Below are 23724 nucleotides of genomic sequence, written 5' to 3' on the forward strand. Positions count from 1 at the left end.
GATGCGGCGCTCGCTTTATTCCATCGCGCCAGACGCCCCTTTTTTGAAGGTGCTGGCCTCACGCATATTGGACGGAACCCTCGCGCCAGACTGGCCGCGCGAAGGGCCGTTCTGGCTGTCCGATATCACGATTTACTTGCCTACTAAGCGGGCACGCCTAGCGCTGATCGATATCTTTTTAGAGCGGTTGGATGGCGCTGCATTGCTGCCGAATATTTACACCCTTGGCGAAAGCGACGAGGTGGAAAACGCTTTCTTCGCCGAGCCAGATCTGACCGCCACCAACCCGGTTTCAAAAACAGAACGCACCCTGTTTCTCGCGCGCTTGATTGAGGGCTGGGCGCACACGGCAGAGCAGGCGCAGCAAGTGGGTTTTGCCTCGCCACCAAGCGCCGCCGAAATTCTCGCCATGGCGCAATCGCTTGGGCAATTGTTGGATGACTTTCTCACCGAAGAAATTGACTACCATCAGTTGAGCCAATTGGTGCCAGAAGAACTGGCCGAGAACTGGCAGCAAAGTCTGAACTTTATCAAAATCGTTACCGACAATTGGCCGCTTTATCTGGAAGAGCGCGGCTTACAGGAAGTTGCGATGGTGCGGCGGGAAAAGTTTGCGCTGGCGCAGCAAACGCTGAAAATGCGTTTTGGCGATAAGCCAGTGATTGCAGCGGGCTCCACCGGGTCAGTGCCTGCCAACGCGCGCTTTCTGAAAGAGATCAGTGCGTTGCCAAATGGTGCGCTGGTGTTGCCCGGATTTGACACGACAATGAGCGTTGAGGATTTCAGCTTTTTGCTTGAGCCAAACAATAAGGCCCATGCCCATCCGCAATATGGCATGGCGCTGCTGTTGCGCCGCCTGAGTGCCGGTCCCGCCGATGTACAGGAACTCGCACCAGCACAACAAGGCCGCGCCGAGATATTGCATCAAGCCCTTGCGACCGCTGAAAACACAGCCCAATGGCACGCGCAGCGCGAAAAGCTGAGCGGCCAATTAGAAACCGCCACGGATCAAATATCGCTCTTGGCCATGCCCAATGAAGCCATGGAAAGCCGCGCCATTGCCTTGGCCACCCGTGAGGCGTTGGCCAACAGTAAGTCCGTGGGCATCATCGCCCCAGATCGGGATCAGGCGCGGCAAATCATTGCTGAGCTGCACCGGTTTGATATTTCCGTTGATGACAGCGCGGGCGTGCCGCTCAATCAAAGCCCGGCGGGGCGCTTGGTGCGGCAGTTGCTGCAATTGGTGCAGAGCGAATTTAGCGCCATCGATCTGGTCGGGCTGTTGCTGCATTCTTCCGTCTGCTTTGGCCGTGCCCGGAGCAAGATTTCAGCATTGCGCGAAGTGCTGGACCTTTCGATCTTGCGCGGCATGCGCGGCAAGCCGGGCGTGACAGGATTGTGCAAAGAGGTGAAAGCGGCTTTTGAAAAGCCAGAACCCCGTCAGCGCCCTTTAAATGAAGACGAAGCGACGGCGCTGATCGCCTTGTTTGACGATATGGAGAAAATGCTGGCGCCGCTGATTGAGGCCTTTGCCAGCGGCAGGCCTAGCCTCTTAAACATCGCCCGCGCCATGCCCGCTATCGTGGACAAAGTGATCCATGACGATCAGGACAAACCGCATCACCCGCATGGGTTTGACCAGCTCAGCGACTGGCTGGCGGAACTCGCAGCGGGCAGTATTGAACTGAGCCAGATCGACAGCACCCAATTTGTTTCCGCTATGGCCTTGCTTATGAGCCCGGTGTCAGTGCGTCCGCTCGAACAGGCGCGGCACGATGTACAAATTTGGGGGCGGGTGGAAGCCCGCTTGCAAAGCGTCGATCTGATTATTCTGGCGGGGTTGAACGAAGGCGTGTGGCCCGAAGATGCCGACCCCGGCCCTTGGATGTCGCGCGGCATGAAATTGGCTGTGGGGCTGGAGCCGCCAGAACGCAAAGTCGGCTTGGCCGCCCATGACTTTTTGTTGGCGCTGAACGCCCCGCAAGTGGTGCTCAGCTATGCGCAACGGCGCGGCACGTCTCCTGCTGATCCGTCACGCTTTCTGAAGCGCCTCTTGGCCTTTGTCGGCAAGGCGTGTGAAAAAGCACTCACCGACCGCACGGCGCACATCAAAGCCTGGACTACGCAAATTGATGCGGTGAAACAGGTGTCGCCAGCGGAACGCCCAACGCCCACGCCACCCGCAGACCTGCGCCCGCGCCGTCTCTCGATCACGGAAATTGAAACACTGCTGCGCGATCCCTACGCGATCTATGCCAAACATGTGATGCGGCTTAAGCCTCTCGACCCGTTGGGCGCGCCACCAGACTTTGCAGAGCGAGGCAATTTGATCCACGAGGTGCTGGGCGATTTTATTGCTGAGGGCCATGATTGTGCTGCACCGGACGCCCATGATCAATTGATGGCGCTGGCACGAAAAGCCTATGAACGGCTTGCCGATGTGGCGGACCGAAGAGACATTTGGCTCAAACGGTTTGACGCCATCGCTGCCGCCTTTCTGGCCCATGAAACCACGCAAAATCTCCACATTGCCGTGCGCAATGCCGAAATACGCGGCCAGGCCAGTTTGGAGATTGCGGGCGTGCCATTCACCCTGCATGGCCGCGCCGACCGGGTGGACCAGACCGAAGCAGGCAAGGTGGAAATTGTTGATTTCAAAACCGGGGGCGTGCCCGCCAAAAAGGATATGGAAAACTTCATGGCACCGCAATTACCCATGGCGGGCCTGATTGCACGGCAGGGCGGCTTTGAAGGGTTGGAGCGTGCCGACAGCGCGGCATTCCGCTATATCAAGCTGGCCCACGGTCCAGATACTTTATCGCTCACCAATTTCCCATCCAAGCAGGAAGCAGATGAATGGGTAGATCAATATTGGGAGCGGTTCTCCCGTTTTGCTGAATTGATGCTGCTGCGCGATGATGTGGCCATGGTGGCGCAATTGAACCCGAAGCCCGAACAGCGCTTTGAAGGCGACTACGACCATTTGGCGCGGGCCAAAGAATGGGCGCCGGAAGGGGAGGACGAATAATGCGGCAAGATTTGCACATCGCCCCCGAAACCATCGACGCCCAAAAACGCGCTGCCAGCCCCACTGCCCATGCCTGGGTGGCGGCGAATGCGGGGTCGGGCAAAACCTTTGTGCTGTCGCGCCGGGTGCTGCGCCTGTTGCTGGATGGTGTCGCGCCAGATGAAATTTTGTGCCTGACCTACACCAAAGCCGCCGCCGCTGAGATGCGCGCCCGTGTCACTGACAAATTGGGCGAGTGGGCCCTGATGGATGATGATGCGCTGGTGAGCGAATTGCTCGATCTTACCGGCCAGCGCCCCACAGATGACAAATTGCGCCGGGCTAAACAGCTTTTCGCCTTCGCCCTGGAAACGCCGGGTGGGTTGAAAATCAACACCATCCACGCCTTCGCCGAATCCGTGCTGCACCGTTTTCCTTTGGAAGCGGGGGTGCCGTTTGATTTTGAAGTGATCGAGGATGCTGACCGGGCGCAAATGATGCAGGACGCGCGTGAGCGTGTGTTGGCTGGCCGAGGCAACGCCAAGCAGATGATGCCACTGCTGGACACGTTATTTGCCCGCGCCAGTGATGCGCAAATCGAAGCGGCGTTGGACCGTTTATTGGCCGAAGGCGCAAAGCTGAAAACGCTTTTGGTCTATAAAGACCGTGCGATTGAAAATCTGGCTGAATTTCTCAAGGTGCCTTCAGATCTGAGCGAAGCCCAGATTACCGACAAGGTGCTGAATCAAGCCATCCTGCCACAATCGGAATATCATGGTGTTGGCCTGCATCTGCGCAATGAGGGTTTGGCGAAAACCATTGCCGACGGGCTGATGGGAACCGACCCATCACAGCCGAGCATGGCGCAGGCCTTTGGCGCCCTTTTGACCCAAAAAGGCACGCCCAAAAAGGGTGCGGCGGGCATTGCGAAAAAAGACGCGGCTTTGGCCGGGCAAATCGAGGAGGAAGCCAATCGGCTGGCCGATCTGTTTGAACAGCTTAAACTGGCGCGCCTGCTCGACAATTCCAAACTGCTGCTGGCATTGGCCGAAGCTGTTATGGCGGCTTATGAGGCAGGCAAAAAAGCCAAGGCGCAATTGGATTTTGACGATCTGATTTTGGCCCTGAAACGTCTGTTTGCCAACGAGGCCTATGGCCCTTGGGTGGCCTATAAGCTTGATGCCGGCATCACCCATATTCTGGTGGATGAAAGCCAGGACACGAACCCGGAGCAATGGGATATTATCGAGGCCATTGCCAAAGAGTTTTTTGCGGGTGAAGGCGCGGTGCAAAAGCATCGGACGCTGTTTGCCGTGGGCGATGAGAAACAATCGATCTATAGCTTTCAGGGCGCCGAGCCGCGCCTGTTTGGCGAAATGGGCCGCCGCTTTGCCCGCCGTGCGCGGGAAGCGGAGCAGGTCTGGCATGATGTGCCGCTGCAAACCTCATTCCGGACCCAAAGCCCGATTTTGAACGCCGTTGATCTGGTGTTTGAGCCGCAAGCAAACCATAAAGGTCTGTCCGGCGTGGCTGCTGCCCCCGCGCACCGTGCTGCCCGCACCACAAATCAGGGCTTTGTGACCCTTTGGCCAAAAGAACCGCTGGCAGATAAGCCAGAGCCGAGCGACGAATATCCAATTGAAGCGGCGCGGCATGAACAACGCCCGGAAACCAAGTTGGCGCAGCAGGTGGCGAAAACCATCGATCAGTGGCTGACCAAGGGACGTTTGCTTTCAGGGCACGAGCGGGCGGTCAAACCGGACGATATTATGATTTTGGTGCAAACGCGGGGTCGGCTGTTCAAAGAAATGATCAAAGCGCTGAAGCAGCGCAACTTGCCCAATTTGGGTGAAGACAAGCTGGTGGTGAATGACCATATCGCGGTGAAGGACTTGCTGGTGCTCGGCGATGTGATGGTCAATCCGGCCGACGATCTAGGCTTGGCCACCTTATTGCGCTCACCACTTTTCGACATCAGCGAAGAGCAGCTGTTTGAGCTCTGTCATGATCGCCCCAAAGGGCCGCTCTGGGCGCATTTGCGAAACTTCGCCAAAACCCATAAATGGTCGGAAAAACCTTATGCGCTGCTGCGCGAATGGCGCACCCACTTGGATGTGGACCGTCCCTATGAGTTTTTCGCCTTCATTCTATACACGCATAAGGGGCTGCAAAAATTTCACGCGCGGCTGGGGCCGGAAATTGACGATGTGATCGGCGAATTCATGACGATGGCGCTGGCGCATGAGCGGCAGGATCAGTCGAGCCTGATTGGCTTTCTCACCAAAATGCGCGCGTCGCCCGCCGAAGTGAAACGCGAACTTAGCGAGGTGAAGGACAATATTCGGGTCATGACAGTGCATGGCGCGAAGGGGCTCGAGGCGCCTATCGTGATCTGCCTCGATGCAACCGAAACGCCAAAATCCGTCAGCTCGGATGTATTTTTGCACGTAGACGCAGAGCTGCCGCACAAAAGCTTTTTGGCGTGGAATATTGGCGGGTCGACCAATCTGCCCGAAGCCGCCGTGGGGCTCAAAACCGCACGTATGGACAAGGAGGTCGAAGAATATCGCCGCAAGCTCTATGTGGCGCTGACCCGCGCAGAGGATGAACTTTACCTCACAGGAGTGGAGAAGAAATCTGCCAGCGGTCCGGCAAGCTGGTACGATATGGCCTATGGCACCTTGGAGCCTCACAGCGATCTGCGCGAGGAGGGGCTGGTCTATCCCAACGGGGCGGTGATCAACCAGCCTACAACGCCAATTAAACTCGAACGCGATGAAACAGCCATGCCAGCCGAGATGGTTGCGCCAGTGTTGCCACCTGTGAAGCGGAACATCTTGGAACCATCCAAAGCAGATGAAGAACTGGCAACTATGCCAAGCGCAGAAGGACAACCGCTGGGCCTGCCGCCCAAATTGGCGATGGCGCGGGGCAATGCATTGCATGCACTTTTGCAATATTTGCCGCAATATTCCGGTGCAGAACGTCGCGCGCAAGCCGATATTGCTTTGCCCTTGATTCTGCCTGTGGCGCCCCATCTGCATGCGGAAATCATAGATAAGGCCCTCACCATTTTGGACTCGGAAGAGCTTGCCTTTCTGTTTGATGCCAATAGCCGTGCCGAAGTGGCCATCGCCGCGAACATCGACGTTGATGGCGCACCCGCGCGGATAACCGGACGCATAGATCGACTGGTTGTCACCGATAATGAGATTTTGATTGTCGACTTCAAGTCCGACCAGGCCGTGCCGGAAAATGCGGCGCAACTGAATGCAAAATATCGGCAGCAATTGCAGCTATACGCACGTGCTATGCAAGAAAACGACCCAAATCGCACCTTGAAAACCGCGATTTTGTGGACGGAAAATGCGCAATTTATGCTGATCTGAGAAAAGATTTTCAGCGCTTACCCAATTTTCATCACTGCGCCGTGATCTGCTTGAATCTTTATCCGACTCTTCTTACATTCATGCCAACGAAAAATGAAAGGGGAACTGGTTATGACCACCCAAGTAAACGAAGCTCAATTTTCTGATGAAGTTCTAAACGCTCAAGTGCCTGTTTTGGTTGACTTTTGGGCGGAGTGGTGTGGCCCATGTAAGGCCATCGCACCTGTTTTGGAAGAGATCTCATCTGAAATGGACGGCAAAGTGAAAATTGTGAAGGTGAATGTGGACGAAAATCCAAATATCGCCGCACAATATGGCATCCGCTCTATTCCAACCATGATCCTGTTTAAAGATGGCGCTGCCGCTGACATGAAAATCGGTGCCGGCGAGCCAAAAGCAGGCTTGGTGAAGTGGCTCGAAAGCCACGCAGCTTAGTAAGGCTTTATGATGCTGAATGCGGTAGACGATACGAACTTTTCCACCGAAGTGCTTGAAAGCGACGTGCCTGTGCTCGTTGATTTTTGGGCCGAATGGTGTGCGCCCTGCAAGGCCATGGACCCGCTTTTAGAACAAGCGGCAGATGAGTTTGATGGGCGGGTGAAGTTGGTGAAGCTCAATGCAGCCGATAACCCGTCTACCGTCAGCCAATTTGGCGTGCGCAACATGCCCACCTATTTGATCTTTGATAAAGGTGAGGTGGTTGACATGAAAGTGGGCGCGACTCTTTCAAAAGTCGGGCTGACCAAATGGCTTGAAGGCGTTTCTGCCTAATCAGGGCATCAAAATCTAAATTTAAGCGCCGCGCCAATTATTGGGGCGGCGTTTTATTTTGCAAAAGCACATCGCCCGCAAGATAAAGCGAACCACAGATCACAACGCGCTGGGGTCCATCGCGACTCACTTCTTTGAGCGCATCTACAATATTTTGAGTTGGTGTGGCGTTGAAGCCCAGTTCACCCGCAGTTTGGGCAAGGCTTTCCGGCGTGGACCCGGCATTGGTGGCCAAATCATCGCCCGGCACAGGCACGGTGATGATGCGATGCGCTAGCCCATCAAAGGCGGCGAGATAGCCGCGAATATCCTTATTGGCCAGCATGCCCAAAACCAGGGTCAAAGGCCGAGAACTCTTTTCATTGAGATCACCAAGCCCTTGCGCCAAAACTTGCGCACCATCCACATTATGCCCACCATCTAACCAGAGTTCGCTATCGGGCGGCAAATATTGATTCAGCTCACCCTTGAGCGGTGAAAAGCGTGCTGGCCATGTGACCGCGCGCATTCCCTCTGCCAAGGCCTCAGAGCTTGGGTTCAAGCCAAAATGGCGCAAAGCCGCAATGGCGGTGGCAGCATTGCTTAATTGATGATGGCCGCGCAAGGCAGGCAAAGGCAAATCTTCTAGCCCATCTGTGTCTTGATAAACAAAACGTCCATTCTCGCCATAGCCATCAAAATCTTGCCCACCGATAAACGGATTGATGCCCAATTCCATGGCACGTTGTTCCAAAACGCCCAACGCATCATGCATTTGGCGAGAAAAAACGGCTTTCGCGCCCTTTTTCATGATGCCCGCTTTTTCAAAAGCGATCTTTTCAATCGTGTCGCCCAAAAACTGAACATGGTCGATGGAAATGGGGGTAATCACCGTACCAAATGGCTGTTTGACCACATTGGTGCTGTCCAGACGCCCGCCAAGTCCGGTTTCTAACAACACAACATCCGCTTCAACTTGGGTAAATAGATCGAACGCAACAACCGTGGTCAGCTCGAAAAAGGTGATCTGCTTGCCATCATTGATGCGCTCAAGGCGTTCCATCGTTTCATTAAGGCGCTCATCGCTAACCAGTTCACCGGCTAAGCGAAATCGCTCATTAAAACGAGAGAGATGAGGGGAGATGTACACATGAACCCGCTTGCCCATCGCTTCCAAAATGGCGCGCATAAAGGCAATGGTCGACCCTTTGCCATTGGTGCCCGCCACATGAATAACCGGCGGCAGCCGATCATGCGGGTTGCCCACCTCGTCCAAAAGGCGCTCAATGCGCCCCAAGGAAAGGTCCATCTTTTTGGGATGGAGCGCCATCAGGCGCTCGATAATCTTGTCTGTTTCGGTCACGAAGCCGACTATTCAGCATGCGCCACAGGCGGTTGCTCAATATGCAAATCGCCTTCAGCTGGGCCTTCATTCTTCTTGGCTTCCTCGCCTTCGCTTTCTGCAACCGCATCGCGAACGCTTTTGCGCTTCGCTGTGCTGGTTTCAATCTCATTAAGCTCAGACTTCAGGAAAATGCCGATCAAACGGCCAATGGTAGGGCGCAAATCGTGGCGATGCACCACCATATCCACCATGCCGTGGTCATAAAGATATTCTGACCGCTGGAAGCCTTGTGGCAGCTTTTCGCGAATGGTTTGCTCAATCACACGTTGACCAGCAAAACCGATCAAGGCATCAGGTTCAGCGATCTGCACGTCGCCCAACATGGCGTAAGATGCGGTAACCCCGCCAGTGGTTGGGTTGGTCAACACCACAATATAAGGCAAGCCTGCTTCTTTAAGCCGTTGCAGCGCCACAGTTGTGCGCGGCATTTGCATCAGCGAGAGCATGCCTTCCTGCATCCGAGCACCGCCTGAGGCGGTGAACAAGATGTATGGCGTTTTATTTTTAACCGCGGTTTCAGCGCCTTTAACAATGGCAGAACCAGCAGCCATGCCCAAAGAGCCACCCATAAAGTCAAAATCTTGAATGCCCACGGTCACGTCACGGCCAAGCAATTTACCTGTCGCCACCACAACCGCATCTTTCATGTCGGTCTTGGCGCGGCTGTCGCGCAGGCGGTCAGTATATTTTTTGCTGTCGCGGAACTTCAGCGGATCAACAGGCACATCTGGCGTTTCAATCTCGTTGAACTTGCCATCATCCAAAAAGGATTTCAGCCGATCCCGAGCTTTGATTTTCATGTGGAAGCCAGAATTTGGCACCACCCACTGGTTGGCTTCAAGGTCGCGGTAAAAAACCATTTCGCCGCTTTGCGGACATTTCACCCACAAATTATCGGGGGTTTCACGCTTGTTCAAAAATGAACGAATTTTCGGACGAACAACGGAATTAATCCAGTTCATGAGACCTCTTCGCCTTCCTGCATAAAATTTCTGTCGCCTTATAAGCGATCATTTAAAGCTTGGCGAGTCATGGTTTTAACCCGCCAACTCTATCCTTATTATATCCCGTTTAGGGCAAAAATGCGAGAGCCACGTTAGCGCGATGCGCGGCAGCCTGCTGCCAGATCACGCACAATGGTGTGCACCCGGTCGGCAATTTGGGCGCTGCTTTCGTTAGCGGTAACGCCATCTTCCACGGCTTTCACCAAAACAGTGCCCACAACAACGCCATCAGCATCCGCGCCAATGCGCTTTGCATCGTCTGCGGTTTTAATGCCAAAGCCCACGCAAATCGGCAAATCTGTGTGCTCGCTCAACCGCTTCACCGCCGCACCAATATTAACGGGGTTAGACAGGGCAGAACCCGTAATCCCGGTCATGGACACGTAATAAACAAAGCCAGACGTGTTGGCCAAAACCTGTGGCAAGCGCTTATCGTCAGTTGTTGGCGTGGCCAAACGGATAAAGTTGAGCCCTTGCTTCAAGGCTGGAATACACAGCTCGTCATCTTCTTCCGGTGGCAAATCCACCACGATCAAACCATCAACGCCTGCCTCTAAAGCGTCGGTCAAGAACTGATCAACACCATAAATATAGATAGGGTTATAATAGCCCATCAAAACGATTGGTGTGGTGCTGTTCTTTTCGCGAAACAACCGCACAAGCTCGAGCGTCTTTTTCATGTCTTGGCCGCTCTTAAGCGCCCGCTGCCCCGCCGCCTGAATGGCAGGGCCATCGGCCATAGGGTCAGAAAAAGGCATGCCCAATTCAATCACATCCGCACCTGCATCGGGCAAACCCAAAACAATCTCTTTTGCGGTGTCAAAATTTGGGTCGCCGGCCATAACAAAGGTCACGAGGGCAGGGCGATTTTCAGCACGCGTAGCCGCAAAGGCGTCATCCATACGCTGGGTCATATCTTCAATCCTTTGCGATTATTGCTGCAAATCAACGCCAAGATGCTTGGCAGCGGTGAACACATCTTTGTCACCCCGGCCGCACAAATTCATCACGATGATCTGGTCTTTATCCATTTTAGGGGCGCGCTTCACAACTTCAGCCAAAGCATGGCTTGGCTCAAGCGCTGGAATAATGCCTTCAAGGCGAGTCAAAAGCTGGAACGCTTCAAGCGCCTCATCATCCATAATCGGCACATATTCAACCCGGCCAGTGTCACGCAAATAGGCGTGCTCTGGGCCAATACCCGGATAATCAAGGCCTGCCGAAATGGAGGCCCCTTCGTCAATCTGCCCATCATAATTTTGCAGCAAATAAGTGCGGTTGCCGTGCAATACGCCTGGCTTGCCTGCAGTGAGTGATGCGCAATGCTCGTCGCCATCTAGCCCTTTGCCGCCAGCCTCAACGCCAACAATTTTGACTTCTGGGTCATCAAGGAAGGGGTGGAACAGGCCAATGGCGTTTGAGCCGCCGCCAACAGCAGCAATCAACATATCCGGCAAGCGGCCTTCCGCCTCCATCATCTGCTCTTTGGTTTCGCGGCCAATCACCGATTGGAAATCGCGCACCATTTGCGGGAACGGATGTGGACCTGCAGCAGTGCCGATCAAATAATAAGTGTCATCCACATTGGTCACCCAGTCGCGCAGGGCTTCATTCATGGAATCTTTCAATGTGCCTTGACCAGCGGTCACCGGAATAATTTCCGCGCCCAATAGCTTCATGCGGAACACGTTTGGCGCTTGCCGCTCCACATCCTTTGCACCCATATAAACAACACATGGAAAACCAAACCGTGCACAAACCGTCGCGGTGGCCACGCCATGCTGGCCAGCGCCAGTTTCCGCGATAATCCGTGGCTTGCCCATGCGTTTGGCCAAAAGAATTTGCCCAATGCAGTTGTTGATTTTGTGGGAGCCAGTGTGGTTCAACTCATCGCGCTTGAAATAAATCTTTGCGCCACCAAGATGCTCCGTCAAACGCTCTGCATAATAAAGCGGCGAAGGACGGCCAATATAATGCTTGTTGAGATAATCCAACTCTTCTTGAAAACTAGGATCTGCCTTAGCGGCCTTATAAGCTTCGTCCAAATCAAGGATCAGCGGCATCAAAGTTTCTGCAACAAAACGTCCGCCAAACAGGCCAAATCGGCCAGTTTCATCAGGCCCTTGGCGCAAACTATTTGCGGTAGATGTCATAGGTTTCTTCTCCCTTGCCGTCGTGCGCGTCTCTAATCGCGTGCACGGCGCATAAATTCTTTGATCAAGCCTGCATCTTTTTCGCCTTTGCGCACTTCCACCCCAGAGGATAGATCAAGGCCAAAAGGCTGCACATCGCGAATTGCTTGCTCGACATTATCAATTGTCAGCCCACCGGAAAGCATGAACTTTAGGCTAGGGTCAAGCGCTTTCAAAAGCGTCCAGTCAAATACTTCGCCATTTCCACCAGGATGAGCGGCATCTGCCGGGGGCTTGGCGTCCAAAATCAGCAAATCCGCATGCGCGGCATAAAGCGGCACGGCATCCAAATCTTCCCGATCACCAATGGGCAATGCCTTAATCACCCGCGCACCCATATTTTTGATATGGTCGACGCGCTCAACGGTTTCTTGCCCGTGAAGCTGAATATAATCAGGATCAAGCGCTAGCAAATGCTCCAGCAAATCTTCGTCCGGATTTACCGTGAGGATCGTTGTTTGGGCGCGGCCATTCACATGCTTGATCAGGCGGCCAATATCAGACAAGTCCAAATGGCGCGGGCTTTTGGCAAAATGCACAAAGCCAATCAAATCGGCACCAGCCTCAATGGCAGTGTCAACCAGCTCAGCCGATTTAAGGCCGCATATCTTGATCAGTAGGGGCATGGTGCTTTGCTCAACTTATTGCAGATTTATCGCTGTAGCTTATACCCGATCATCGAGCAGGGCCAAACCATCATCTTGGCGATGTGCAGGTTCTTGCGCATCCATTTGCTGCTTCAGCTTTTGATGCTCTTTGCGCAGCGCGCGCAGCTCCGCACGTTTTTTATGTTGCCCGAAATAGGCCCCAACGCCCCCCAAAATGATGCCAAGCAATAAGGCGCCATAAATCACAATGAAAAGCGGCACCGGAAACGGGCCAATAAAAGGCGAGCCGGGTGAGATGGGGTCTACCCCCAACATGATTTCTTGCCGATTTGCCAGTGCGAAAAAGGCAAACAGCAAAGCGAGTGGAATGAGAAAAAACCACGTCACAACACGCTTTAGCATAATGGTGCGATGCCCCTTATTCAGTTAAACGCACCTTATTTAAGCACGTTCATATATTATTTGTTCAATCGCTCGCGGATCTCTTTACCCGCTTTGAATTGAGGCACATATTTTTCCTCAACTTCAACCTTTTCCCCGGTGCGTGGGTTGCGACCAACGCGCGCAGGTCGGTTTTTGACTGAAAATGCGCCAAAGCCACGAAGTTCAGCGCGGCCACCACTGGCCAATGCGTCGCCGATTTCGTCAATGATTGTATTTACAATATTCTCAATATCTCGCTGAAACAGGTGCGGATTTTCATCTGCAAGTTTCTGAATGAGTTCTGATTTAATCAATTTGGGCCTCCCCGAGTGCGCTAATGCCCTGAATTAAAATCATATTTTTGGCGATTTCAGGGCCAAAAGCTACTCTATAGGTTGCCAAACCGAAACCAAACCGTCAAGCACTTGCGTGTTATTCAAACGGTTAACAAAAACTGAACCAATCTTTGTGCCGATCCAATTTCCGATATTTTGCCATGGTTCTTCTGGGAATGGATAATAGGTCAGCACCTTCTGATCTGCGGCTAAGCCTTCGCTTTCCATCCATGCTTGAGCGGTGATTTCATCGCCAATTTCGTCGATCAGCTGGCTTTCCAGCGCCATGCGGCCCGTCATAATGCGACCATCAGAAAGGCGCAAAACTTCTGCGCGATCCAGCCCGCGACGTTCCGCAACAATGTCGACGAACCATTCAAATGAATCATCCACAAGCTGTTGATAAGATTGCCGGACCAAAGGTGACATTGGCTCATCAATATCAGGTTCGGCCTTCAAGGGGCCGGTGGCCACCTTGTCATAATCAATGCCGATCGTGTCCAACAGCTTGGAGGCATCCATATGCTGAATCAAAACGCCGATTGAACCAACGATAGATAGGCGACGCGCATAAATCTTATCGGTGCCAATTGCGGTCATATAAGCGGCAGATGCGCCAAGCTCGTTAATCACCGCCGCAACAGGCTTGTTCTCCGCGATGGCGCGCAAGCCATCATAAAGCTCTTCGCCGCCAGCAGTGGTGCCGCCGGGGCTGTTAATCTGGACAATAACACCAGTTACATTCTCATCTGTCGCCAAATCATGCAGCACATGCCGACGTTGCGGATCAGAGGTGATCACGCCATCAATCACGATGCGGGCGATGTGCGGCCCATCTGTTGCAGATGGGGTAGAAAATCCACCCAAAGAGCGACCCAAAATCGCGATCACAGCAATTGCAATCGCAGCAAAGGCCAAAAACCGCCACAAGCGGCGCGACCGTTTGAGGGCGCGTTTGCTCATCATTTGATCGATTTGCTCAAATTCGGAAGGAGTGGTCACTGGCAACATCCTGAAAAAATTTGTTTCTTCTGTCCTAAGGCAAGTGGGGGCTGCAATGCAAGGTGCAATCCGAGTACGTGCTGCTGCAAAAGGGCACAAAAAAGCCCGCCCAGCAGGTGCCGGGCGGGCAATTCAAAGTCAACTTAGCGAAATCGCTTAGTCGTCTGAATTGTTCTGCTTCAAGGCTGCGCCAAGAATGTCGCCCAAAGAGGCGCCAGAATCTGTTGAACCATACTGTGCAACAGCTTCTTTTTCTTCGGCAATTTCCAAAGCCTTGATTGAAAGTGTCAAGCGACGTGTCTTCTTGTCGAACTGAACGATACGTGCATCCACTTTGTCGCCAACAGCAAAACGCTCTGGGCGCTGCTCTGAACGGTCGCGGCTCAAGTCAGAACGCTTGATGAACGCAGTCATGTCGCCATCAGCAAGCTGAACTTCAATGCCACCATCGTTAACTTGGGTCACGGTGCAGGTTACGATTGAACCTTTACGCATGCCGTCTGTTGCTTCAGCAAATGGGTCGCCTGAAAGTTGCTTAATGCCCAAAGAAACGCGCTCTTTGTCCACATCAACATCCAGAACAACTGCTTTCACCATGTCACCACGGTTATAGTCTTCCAAAGCTTCTTCGCCCTGACGGTTCCAGTCGAGGTCTGACAAGTGAACCATGCCGTCCACATCGTCTTCCAAGCCAATGAACAAACCAAATTCAGTTTTGTTCTTAACTTCGCCTTCAACTTCTGTACCCTGTGGGAATTTAGCTGCGAAAGCTTCCCAAGGATTGTCGAGGCACTGCTTGAGGCCAAGAGAAATACGACGCTTTTCTGGATCCACTTCCAAGATTTTCACTTCTACTTCCTGAGAGGTAGAAACGATCTTGCCTGGGTGTACATTTTTCTTGGTCCAGCTCATTTCTGAAACGTGGATCAAGCCTTCAATGCCTGGCTCCAACTCAACAAACGCACCGTAATCGGTGATGTTGGTGATGCGGCCAGTGAAGCGGCTGTTCAATGGGTATTTCTGATCGATTGTTTCCCATGGATCAGCTTCAAGCTGCTTCATGCCCAATGAAATGCGGTGTGAATCCATGTTCACGCGAATGATTTGAACCTTAATGGTCTCACCAATCGAAAGCACTTCTGATGGGTGGTTCACACGACGCCATGCAATGTCTGTCACGTGCAACAAGCCATCAATGCCGCCCAAGTCAACGAATGCACCATAGTCAGTGATGTTTTTAACAACACCCTCAACCACTTGGCCTTCTTCCAACTTGCCAACAATTTCAGAGCGCTGCTCTGCACGGCTCTCTTCAAGAACCGCACGACGAGACACAACGATGTTGCCGCGGCGCTTATCCATCTTCAAGATTTGGAAAGGCTGCGCCACATTCATCAATGGAGCAATGTCACGGATTGGGCGGATATCAACTTGGCTGCGTGGCAAAAATGCGGTCGCGCCATCCAGATCAACGGTGAAACCACCTTTAACCTGATTAAAGATGATGCCTTCAACACGTTCATTTTTGTTGAAGAGCCCTTCAAGGCGAACCCAGCTTTCTTCGCGACGTGCTTTTTCACGGCTCAGAACAGCTTCGCCCATCGCGTTTTCAACGCGATCAACATAAACTTCAACTTCAGAACCAACCTGCAATGTGCCGTCGCGGCCTGCAGCGCCGAATTCTTTCAAAGGCACGCGGCCTTCAGTTTTCAGACCTACGTCAATAACAGCAAGGTCTTTTTCGATGGCAACAATTTTGCCTTTTACAACGTGACCTTCAGAAGGTTCGTTGACTTCAAAGCTTTCAAACAGAAGCTTTTCAAAATCTTCATGAGCGACAGCAGTTTCTGTCATGGATACTCCGATCAATGTGCCGTTTTGTTGTTGAAACGCGCATAAAAATCAAAAACAAAACCCGGAGCTTTCGCTCCCGGCACAAGGGTTTTACCTTTGTTTTTCATGCGATTATTCTAAGCGATGTTTATTGGCCAATGTCCAAAAGCAAGCTGTGCAAAAAATGCCCGGATCAAAAGTTGGATTTAAAGCCCTTGATTATGAGGTGCTTTTCTCTTGAGCCAAAACATCATTCACAAGCTCTAAAGCCGCTTGGAATGCGGCTTCTATAGACAATTTTGTCGTATCTAGCAAGTGGGCATCGGGCGCAACATAAAAGGCGCCTGCCGGATTATCTTTGTCATCCGCATCGCGTTTTTCAATTTGCGCCAAAATTTCATCAAAAGTTACATCAACGCCGCGAGCATTCAGCTGTTTGGTGCGGCGCTCCGCGCGTGTCTCCGCGTCTGCCGTGATGTAGAGTTTCACATCTGCATCCGGGCAAATGCGGGTGCCAATATCGCGCCCGTCCAAAATGGCGCCGTCTTCTTGCTGCGCAAAGGCAATTTGCACCTCCCTTAGAGCGGTGCGCACTTCCGGCACACGCGCCACCTTGGATGCAGCCACCCCGGCTTCCGCTGTGGTCAGGTCGTCCTCATGATAATGGCTCAGCTCCAAAGATTGGGCTTTTTCAATGGCCAACTTTTCCCAATCAGGCCGGTCAAGATCATCGCGCATGGCGTAGCCCACAGCTCGATATAAAAGGCCGGTATCCATATGCGGCAGGGCAAAATGCTGCGCCAGCTTTTTAGATATGGTGCCTTTGCCTGAAGCTGCGGGGCCGTCAATCGCGATGATCATCTTCGTTCCTACTGGTTAGGCCGATCAAATTGAGCGCCAAGCCGGGTCATATCCGGCACAAAGCTTGGAAAGCTTGTGGCGATCATGGCGCTATCGTCAATTTTAACCGGGTTTTGCGCGGCAAAGCCCATCACCAAAAAGCACATCGCGATGCGATGGTCCAGATGGGTCTCAACGGTGCCGCCACCCGGCACCTTGTCGCCCATGCCCTGAACGGTCAAAAAGTCTTCGCCTTCAATGCAGTCAACGCCATTGGCTTTCAGCCCATTGGCCACTGCTGAAAGGCGATCGCTTTCCTTTACCCGCAATTCATCAATGCCCGGCATATGGGTTGCCCCTTGCGCAAACGAGGCGGCCACGGCCAAGATTGGATATTCATCAATCATGGATGCAGCGCGGTCTGCCGGAACGGTCACGCCTTTCAATTGTGAATATTTCACCCGAATATCAGCAATGTCCTCACCGCCAGATTGACGCTCATTGGTCAATTCAATGTCGGCACCCATTTCCAATAAGGTGGTAATCAAACCTGTCCGGGTGGGGTTCATCAGCACATTTTCAATGATGATGTCTGACCCCGGCACCAACAATGCTGCCACCATCGGGAAGGCAGCTGAGCTTGGATCGCCCGGTACCAAAACTTCTTGGCCCTGCAAATCTGGCAAACCTTCCACCTGAATGGTGCGTACACCGTTTGCATCGGTGGACACATCAACCTTTGCGCCAAAGCCTTTGAGCATTTTTTCCGTGTGATCGCGGGTATGCACCTCTTCAATCACCGTGGTGGTGCCCGGGATGATCAGGCCAGCCAACATAATGGCAGACTTAACTTGCGCGGACGCCATTGGCGTTTTGTAATGAATGGGCGCAGGGTTTGCCGGGCCTTTAAGCGCAATCGGCAATTTCCCGCCCGGCTGTTCCTCAACCACTTCAACGCCAATTTCGCGCAAAGGGTTGAGCACCCGGTTCATCGGACGAGCGGAAAGGGAGGCATCGCCTTCATAGCGTGACACGAACAGATAAGTGCCCACAAGGCCCATGGCCAAGCGCACGCCGGTGCCGGCGTTGCCAAAGTCTAAGGGTTCGCTTGGCTCTTTAAAATTGCCAACGCCCACGCCTTCAACGTGCCAATGGTCGCCTTTTTTTTCAATTTTTGCGCCCAATTGTGCCATGGCGCGGCCCGTTGCTAACACATCTTCGCCTTCCAAAAGGCCAGAAATGATGGTTTCGCCAGAGGCCATTGCGCCAAACATCAGTGCGCGGTGAGAAATGGACTTATCGCCAGGCATGGCGATAGCGCCCGTAAGCCCTTGAGATCGCATTGAGGCCAATGGGATCGGGGCAGATCGAGAATGTGACATGTATAAATTCTATCTGGAGTTAACGGTACGCAAGGCCACACCTAGCACGGCTTTTATGAATTTGACAATGTGATCACAGCAAATGACGCAAAAAAGTGCCATTTTCATTTGACAGATTGTGTTCTAGCTTCTAACCCAACCAGCCAATATTGTATTAAACTTAAAAGAGGTGATTGAAGTGGCCAAGACCGACCGCGGAACCAAGCGCCAGTGCCTAAGCTGCGCCACCAAATTTTACGATCTTAATCGCGATCCTATTTTGTGCCCTAAATGTGGTGCGCAATTTGTAACTGAAATGGCCCGTGCCAAAGCGGCTGAGGCTGAAGTTGAAGAAGATTTCGATAGCGTAGAAGAAGTTGAAACAGATAGCGCCGCTGCAGCAGCAGGTGCTGAAATTGTTTCGCTTGAAGATGCTGACGATGATGGTGATGATGAGGACATCAAAAATCTCCCAGACGTAGATTTGGAAGATGATGATGACGACATCAACAATGACGACAACGACGTTTTCTTGGAAGATGACGATGATGACGACAATATCGGCATCGACGTTCCAATTGAAAAAGACGACGATTAAAATTTTTTTGTGTTGGCGCAATTTTCGGTCTTGCAACTCGCGCACGAGTTGACTAATTTGCGCCAACAAATCGAGCCGCAAATCATGTTGCGGCTCTGGATTGGGGCCTTAGCTCAGCTGGGAGAGCGCTTCGCTGGCAGCGAAGAGGTCAGCGGTTCGATCCCGCTAGGCTCCACCAATTTTTCTTCATAAATTATTGGTTGATGATGCATCCTGCGCTAGGCTTACGCCTATTGTTTATTCGCCCGGATTCGCGCCATGTCTAAACCTGCCCAAATTGAACTTCGCCCTGCCGATTTTAACGATCCTCAGCTTCGCCAACTGGTCGAGGCACATCATGCTTATGGCGCGGCGCATTATCCGGCGGAAAGCAATCACGAGCTGGGCATTGACGAATTGGCTGCCGACAATATGCAACTTGTGACCGCATGGCTGGACGATGAATGTGTGGGCATGGCGGGGTTCAAGCCGTTCGGCACAGAGGCAGCCGAGGTGAAATCCATGCATGTGTTGGCCAGCGGGCGTGGCCACGGCATCGGCACAAAACTGATCAATCACATTTTAGAATTGGCGCGCGCTCAAAAGATAGATGAGATCTATTTGGAGACAGGCAGCAGAGAGGCTTCTGCCGCGGCTAGGGCCATGTATGAAAAATTTGGCTTTGCCTATTGCGGCCCGTTTGGAGATTATCGCGAGGACCCGGAAAGCGTATTTATGCGCTTGGCGCTTAAATAACGCCCAAATGGTCGATCAGAATGTGGGTGCCGATCAGTATAAGGATCAAGCCACCGATAATCTCGGCGATCCGCCCTGCCTTCGCGCCAACCAATTGCCCGGTCATGGTGCCGATGGTGGCCATCACAAAAGTTGCGCCGCCAATCAATAGCGCCATCAGGACGATATTGACCTCAAGAAACGCCAATGTTGCACCAACCGCCATCGCGTCAATGCTGGTGCCAATGGCTGTGAGCAACAACACACCAACGCGATGATAATCCTGCTGCGGTGCCGGCTTTTCATGCAGCGCTTCATAGATCATTTTCGCGCCAATAAGGCCGAGCAAGCCAAACGCCACCCAATGATCAATTGATGTGATCATGCTATGGGCCAAATTGCCCAACGACCAGCCGATAATGGGGGTGATCATTTCCACAAGGCCGAAAATCAAGCCAATGCGCAGCGCTTCTAACAGACGAGGGCGACCCATGGCAGCCCCTTTGCTTAAGGACGCAGCAAATGCGTCAGCAGACATGCTGAAAGCGATCAAACTGTTGGACAACATGGAAAAGGGCCTTTCGCGATCTACACAATATTAGCCTAAGGCAACTGCACATAGACAATATTGGTCTCGCCAAACGCCGAAGCGTCGATCCAGCCATGCGATGAGCGCAAGCATGTTGACTGAATCCCATAAAAGGAGGCTACTCCCCAATGACAGGGGACATAGGCGAGTTCGGCTCAAAACACAAGCTATCGGCCTGATTTTCTCCAAATAGATTTTTGCCAAACACTAAAGCAAGCGGCTGAACACCATCCAAATGGCCATGCCCACCATCATCAGATTTTCTGTGAGTGAAACCGCGCCCAGCGGCACATTGCTGTCGCCACCCACGCAAGCACATTTCAATTCGCGCTTATCGATATAAACAGCCTTGAACACTGAAATGGCACCAATCGTACCAATCAGCAAGGCCATTGGTGCGGCCAGCCAAATAAGAGCTCCGGCGACCATCAAAAGGCCCGCGCCCGCCTCTGCGAACGGATAGAAATAGCCATAGGGCACAAATCGACGTGCTGCCAGATCGTAGGTCACAAACTGGTTGGTGAAGCTGAACAGGTCGCGCAGTTTCAAGATCGCCAACACCACCATGCTGGTGGCGATAAACAGTTCAAATATCCGGATAAATGAAAAGCTCTGTGCCGTAAAAGCAATCGCCAGCGCCATCAAAAAACTGGTGGCAAACACGGCAATGACCGGTTGGTAGGTGGTGCCTTCCTGCTTCATGGTAGGAGCATCCAAATAATCATGCAGATCATCAAGCCCCCCAATGCGTTCACCAGCAATAAATGTTTGCGGCGTGGTCTCCACCTGATGCTCATCTTTAAACGCGTCAGTTTCCTCGCGATTTTTTAAATGATGATCCTCCACCTCATAGCCGTGCTTTTCCAGCAAATGCTTGGATTTAATGCCGAACGGGCAGATATGGTCATCTGTTACCATGCGATAAAGTATGGCCTTTTGATGTGTTTGAGCATCCATGGCAAAACCTCCTAAGCGCGTGAAGTCTAAAAGCTTAACGAATGCCTTGCGGTGGAGTTCCAAAAGAAAGGGGCGCCGAAGCGCCCCAAAGTTTAATTTGCTTATCCGGTTTTAAGCACCGGGTGTTGCATCGCCACTCGGCTCTCCGGAGGGCTGCTTTGTCGCTTTAGGCGGCGAGGAAGCTTTGGCTTGTCCGTTCGCAGGTGCCTCGCGGCGAGAATCTGCAATCACCGCCTGTGCGATGTCGTCAGCCGTCACCTCGTCCTCTTCATCCCCTGGCGTCGATGTTGCTGCTGGCTTGTTCATCAGTTCATCAACTGCATTGGTCAGCCCGTTAATGTCGTGCCCGTTCAGGCCAACTTCTTTCAACAAGCTGTCCAGCAATGGCGCTTGGGCGCGATAGCGCAAGGCACTGTTCACCACTTGGTCGGCCAAATTGCCATTGCTGGCGCCATTGGCGTGGCCATTTGCGGCGGCACTTGCCGGGGCGCTGCTCAAACCATCAACTTGGATGATCTTGATGCCCTCAATGTTCTCCATGGGCTTGGCACTCTCACGAATAATCTTTTCGAGATTTTCAATGAGCGAGAGCTTAATTTTCATCGCCACTTGGTCGTTGGACAGCAGGTTCGCCGCTTCATTCAAAGCCTTGTTACCAGATGCCTCAACCGCATAACGGATTTCCGCTGCTGCTGCACGTGTCTTTTCAGCCTGCGCATCCGCATCCGCGCTGATGGTCACGCGGTCCGCTTCACCGCGCGCTTGCTCGCGCACCGCTTCTGCATTGTCCGCAGCCGCTACTTTTTGCGCTTCGGCCACAACCTTCAGGCTAATCGCATCGCGTTCAGCTTCTTTCGCGGCTTCAATCAACTCAATTTGCTTCTTCCGCTCAGCAATCTCACGTTCACGCGCGGAGATAACTTTTTCTTCCGCCTCAACCGCTTTGGCCCGCGCTTCATCAGCAGTGGCTCGCGAAAGGCTCTCTTCCTTCGATTTTTCAGCAATGGCAATTTCACGATCCTGAGAGGCAATGCGCACGGTCTTTTGCTTCTCAATATCCTGCGTTTCAATTACCCGCTCTTTGGCAATGCGCTCTTCTTCTACGGCCCGTTCTGAGGTGATTTCAGACTGGCGAATTTGCTGCTCTGCTTCAATCCGTGCGCGTTCCGCATCTTTGCGCTTTTCTGATTGCTCTACCGCAATTTCTGCAGCTTGCTGGGCGCGACGCACTTCAACTTCCCGCTCTTGGTGCAGGCGGGCATATTCTTCTTCTTTCGACAAATCGAACTTCAACTTCGCCGCTTCCAAATTCTTATTCTGAATTTGAACTGCCGTATCCTGTTCAATGTCGTTGCGGATTTTCTTGCGGGATTCAATTTCCTGCGTAAGCCGGGTCAGGCCCTCAGCGTCAAACGCATTGTTGGGGTTGAAATATTCCATGCTGGTTTGGTCAAGTCCGGTGAGGGAAACACTTTCCAACTCCAAGCCGTTTTTCAGCAAATCTTCGGACACAACTTGCTGCACCTTCTGCACAAAGTTCACCCGTTGCTCATGTAATTCTTCCATGCTCATTTCTGAGGCAACAGACCGCAACGCATCCACGAATTTACCCTCGACCAAGTCTTTCAATTCATCAGGGCGCATGGTGCGCGACCCCAATGTTTGCGCCGCATTGGCAATTGAATCGGCTGAAGGTTGCACCCGCACATAGAACTCGGCGACCACATCTACCCGCATCCGGTCTTTGGTGATCAAAGCCTGATCGTCCGCCCGACGCACAAGCAGGCGCAACGTGTTCATGTTGACCGCAATGATTTCGTGTAGCACTGGCAGCACCAATGCGCCGCCATTTAAGATGATTTTCTGCCCGCCAAAACCGGTACGGACAAATGAGATTTCTTTAGACGCGCGCTGATAAAGCCGCGACACGATGATGCCTATGGTCAATAGGCCCACCAAAATGATCCCTGCAAAGACCAATATTTGCAGCACAGATGAACTCATGGTTCCTCCCCAATATATTTAATTATGAAATGTCAGTTTGATTTTTCATCGCCACAAAACGGGTTTCGTTTTGCCGCAAAAGTGTAATTTGGTCGCCCTGCTCAAGGGCGGTCTCCCCCTCATGAGGCTCCACCATCACATAATGGCTGTTGCCCAGTGCGTCGCGAATGCGCGCTTGAGCAGGCGAGCCAGCTTCTGCCCGCCCCAAGGTGATCACCCCATGTTGACCCACCAGTTCAGACCGGGCCACAGCATCGGTTTCTTCACGCGGCAAAATGCGCTGCAAAATACCGGTGCACCCGCGAATAAGGGGGAGGCTGGCCAGCCCCGCAATCGGAGCAGCCAGCCATGCGGGCAGGGGGGCGCCCACAAAATCTGCGGCAAGGCCCTGCAGGGCAAAACCAGTCAGGCCAAACAGCGTCAAAATCACAATCAGCAAGATGATGAAGGGGACTTGGCCAAAGCGGAGCCAACTTAAAAATTCCGCGAATATTCCGGGGCTGCTTACGTCAGGCCCTTCAATATCAACGTTCAAATCCATGTCGGGCAACATGCTGTCGACAAATTGACTAAGGCCCGCCCCAAACAGAGCGCCCACGCCTTCCAGCAATGCAATGAAAAACACAATCGCCAACGCGACACCAAACGGCACATTGGCCGCCGAGAAAATAAATTCAAACATAATAATCAAATAAATAAATTAAACGTGCTGT

General features: G+C 52.7%; 21 protein-coding genes, 1 tRNA gene and 1 riboswitch. Of the genes, 7 read left to right on the top strand and 15 right to left on the bottom strand.

The features are described from left to right. Nucleotide 1 precedes the first annotated feature (1 nt). The 4 genes from addB to trxA (ATL17_RS15805) all read left to right on the top strand — a co-directional run bounded on the left by addB (nt 2) and on the right by trxA (ATL17_RS15805) (nt 7167). Nucleotides 2-3028 carry a double-strand break repair protein AddB gene (gene addB, locus ATL17_RS15790; RefSeq protein WP_133573773.1) on the top strand — a complete coding sequence of 1009 codons (3027 nt, stop codon included), beginning with the start codon at nt 2-4 and terminating at the stop codon, nt 3026-3028. Further along, nucleotides 3028-6396, top strand: coding sequence for a double-strand break repair helicase AddA (addA, locus tag ATL17_RS15795; RefSeq protein WP_166639068.1), 3369 nt, complete (start codon nt 3028-3030; stop codon nt 6394-6396). Before addB ends, addA begins: the two co-directional genes overlap by 1 nt. Nucleotides 6397-6507: 111 nt before the next feature. Further along, nucleotides 6508-6831 carry a thioredoxin gene (gene trxA / locus ATL17_RS15800; RefSeq protein ID WP_133573775.1) on the top strand — a complete coding sequence of 108 codons (324 nt, stop codon included), beginning with the start codon at nt 6508-6510 and terminating at the stop codon, nt 6829-6831. Nucleotides 6832-6840: 9 nt separating this feature from the next. Further along, nucleotides 6841-7167: a thioredoxin gene (gene trxA, locus ATL17_RS15805; RefSeq protein WP_425462434.1), complete on the top strand. Its 327-nt coding sequence runs from the start codon at nt 6841-6843 to the stop codon at nt 7165-7167. A 37-nt stretch (nt 7168-7204) separates the two neighbouring features. On the opposite strand, the gene ATL17_RS15810 is transcribed toward trxA (ATL17_RS15805), so the two are convergent. From ATL17_RS15810 to aroA, 11 genes are all read right to left on the bottom strand, one after another. Continuing rightward, entirely contained in the window at nt 7205-8509 is a 1305-nt protein-coding gene (locus ATL17_RS15810) for a bifunctional folylpolyglutamate synthase/dihydrofolate synthase (protein ID WP_208111228.1), read from the bottom strand. 8 nt (nt 8510-8517) lie between these two features. Next, the gene (gene accD, locus ATL17_RS15815; protein WP_133573776.1) at nt 8518-9513 is read right to left on the bottom strand and encodes an acetyl-CoA carboxylase, carboxyltransferase subunit beta; all 996 of its coding nucleotides are present in this window, start codon (nt 9511-9513) and stop codon (nt 8518-8520) included. Nucleotides 9514-9647: 134 nt separating this feature from the next. Next, nucleotides 9648-10469 (bottom strand): tryptophan synthase subunit alpha, encoded by an 822-nt coding sequence (gene trpA, locus ATL17_RS15820; RefSeq protein ID WP_133573777.1) that lies wholly within the window; start codon nt 10467-10469, stop codon nt 9648-9650. An 18-nt stretch (nt 10470-10487) separates the two neighbouring features. Then, on the bottom strand, nt 10488-11708 hold the full coding sequence (gene trpB, locus ATL17_RS15825; protein ID WP_133573778.1) for a tryptophan synthase subunit beta: 1221 nt from the start codon (nt 11706-11708) through the stop codon (nt 10488-10490). A 32-nt stretch (nt 11709-11740) separates the two neighbouring features. Next, nucleotides 11741-12373, bottom strand: coding sequence for a phosphoribosylanthranilate isomerase (locus ATL17_RS15830; protein WP_133573779.1), 633 nt, complete (start codon nt 12371-12373; stop codon nt 11741-11743). 39 nt (nt 12374-12412) lie between these two features. Continuing rightward, on the bottom strand, nt 12413-12757 hold the full coding sequence (locus tag ATL17_RS15835; protein WP_133573780.1) for a LapA family protein: 345 nt from the start codon (nt 12755-12757) through the stop codon (nt 12413-12415). Between the two features lie 56 nt (nt 12758-12813). After that, nucleotides 12814-13092, bottom strand: coding sequence for an integration host factor subunit beta (locus tag ATL17_RS15840; protein WP_133573781.1), 279 nt, complete (start codon nt 13090-13092; stop codon nt 12814-12816). A gap of 69 nt (nt 13093-13161) precedes the next feature. Further along, on the bottom strand, nt 13162-14115 hold the full coding sequence (sppA, locus tag ATL17_RS15845; protein WP_166639069.1) for a signal peptide peptidase SppA: 954 nt from the start codon (nt 14113-14115) through the stop codon (nt 13162-13164). Between the two features lie 156 nt (nt 14116-14271). Further along, nucleotides 14272-15969, bottom strand: a complete 1698-nt coding sequence (rpsA, locus tag ATL17_RS15850) for a 30S ribosomal protein S1 (protein ID WP_133573783.1) — start codon at nt 15967-15969, stop codon at nt 14272-14274. Between the two features lie 198 nt (nt 15970-16167). Then, a complete protein-coding gene (gene cmk / locus ATL17_RS15855) occupies nt 16168-16809 on the bottom strand; it encodes a (d)CMP kinase (protein ID WP_133573784.1) in 642 nt (213 codons plus the stop codon). Nucleotides 16810-16817: 8 nt separating this feature from the next. Next, on the bottom strand, nt 16818-18170 hold the full coding sequence (gene aroA, locus ATL17_RS15860) for a 3-phosphoshikimate 1-carboxyvinyltransferase (RefSeq protein ID WP_133573785.1): 1353 nt from the start codon (nt 18168-18170) through the stop codon (nt 16818-16820). A 178-nt stretch (nt 18171-18348) separates the two neighbouring features. Between aroA and ATL17_RS15865 the strand changes: the two genes are divergently transcribed. The 3 genes from ATL17_RS15865 (at nt 18349) to ATL17_RS15875 (ending at nt 19482) form a co-directional block, all read left to right on the top strand. Next, nucleotides 18349-18747, top strand: a complete 399-nt coding sequence (locus ATL17_RS15865) for a TIGR02300 family protein (RefSeq protein ID WP_133573786.1) — start codon at nt 18349-18351, stop codon at nt 18745-18747. Between the two features lie 102 nt (nt 18748-18849). Continuing rightward, nucleotides 18850-18925: transfer RNA gene (locus ATL17_RS15870), tRNA-Ala, on the top strand. Nucleotides 18926-19005: 80 nt separating this feature from the next. Then, complete coding sequence (locus tag ATL17_RS15875; protein WP_133573787.1) at nt 19006-19482, top strand: GNAT family N-acetyltransferase; 477 nt, start codon at nt 19006-19008, stop codon at nt 19480-19482. On the opposite strand, the gene ATL17_RS15880 is transcribed toward ATL17_RS15875, so the two are convergent. From ATL17_RS15880 to ATL17_RS15895, 4 genes are all read right to left on the bottom strand, one after another. Continuing rightward, the gene (locus tag ATL17_RS15880; RefSeq protein ID WP_281275903.1) at nt 19475-19954 is read right to left on the bottom strand and encodes a manganese efflux pump MntP; all 480 of its coding nucleotides are present in this window, start codon (nt 19952-19954) and stop codon (nt 19475-19477) included. The two genes, ATL17_RS15875 and ATL17_RS15880, sit on opposite strands and share 8 nt — an antisense overlap. A 146-nt stretch (nt 19955-20100) precedes the next feature. Beyond that, nucleotides 20101-20189: riboswitch (yybP-ykoY riboswitch) on the bottom strand. Nucleotides 20190-20257: 68 nt separating this feature from the next. Next, a complete protein-coding gene (locus tag ATL17_RS15885) occupies nt 20258-21007 on the bottom strand; it encodes a MauE/DoxX family redox-associated membrane protein (protein ID WP_133573789.1) in 750 nt (249 codons plus the stop codon). Between the two features lie 111 nt (nt 21008-21118). Continuing rightward, a complete protein-coding gene (locus ATL17_RS15890) occupies nt 21119-23011 on the bottom strand; it encodes a flotillin domain-containing protein (protein ID WP_133573790.1) in 1893 nt (630 codons plus the stop codon). A gap of 22 nt (nt 23012-23033) precedes the next feature. Next, nucleotides 23034-23693 carry a YqiJ family protein gene (locus tag ATL17_RS15895; protein WP_133573791.1) on the bottom strand — a complete coding sequence of 220 codons (660 nt, stop codon included), beginning with the start codon at nt 23691-23693 and terminating at the stop codon, nt 23034-23036. Between the last annotated feature and the right edge of the window lie 31 nt (nt 23694-23724).

This window comes from Maritalea mobilis, assembly GCF_004363175.1.
In the GTDB taxonomy this organism is placed as follows: Bacteria; Pseudomonadota; Alphaproteobacteria; order Rhizobiales; family Devosiaceae; genus Maritalea; species Maritalea mobilis.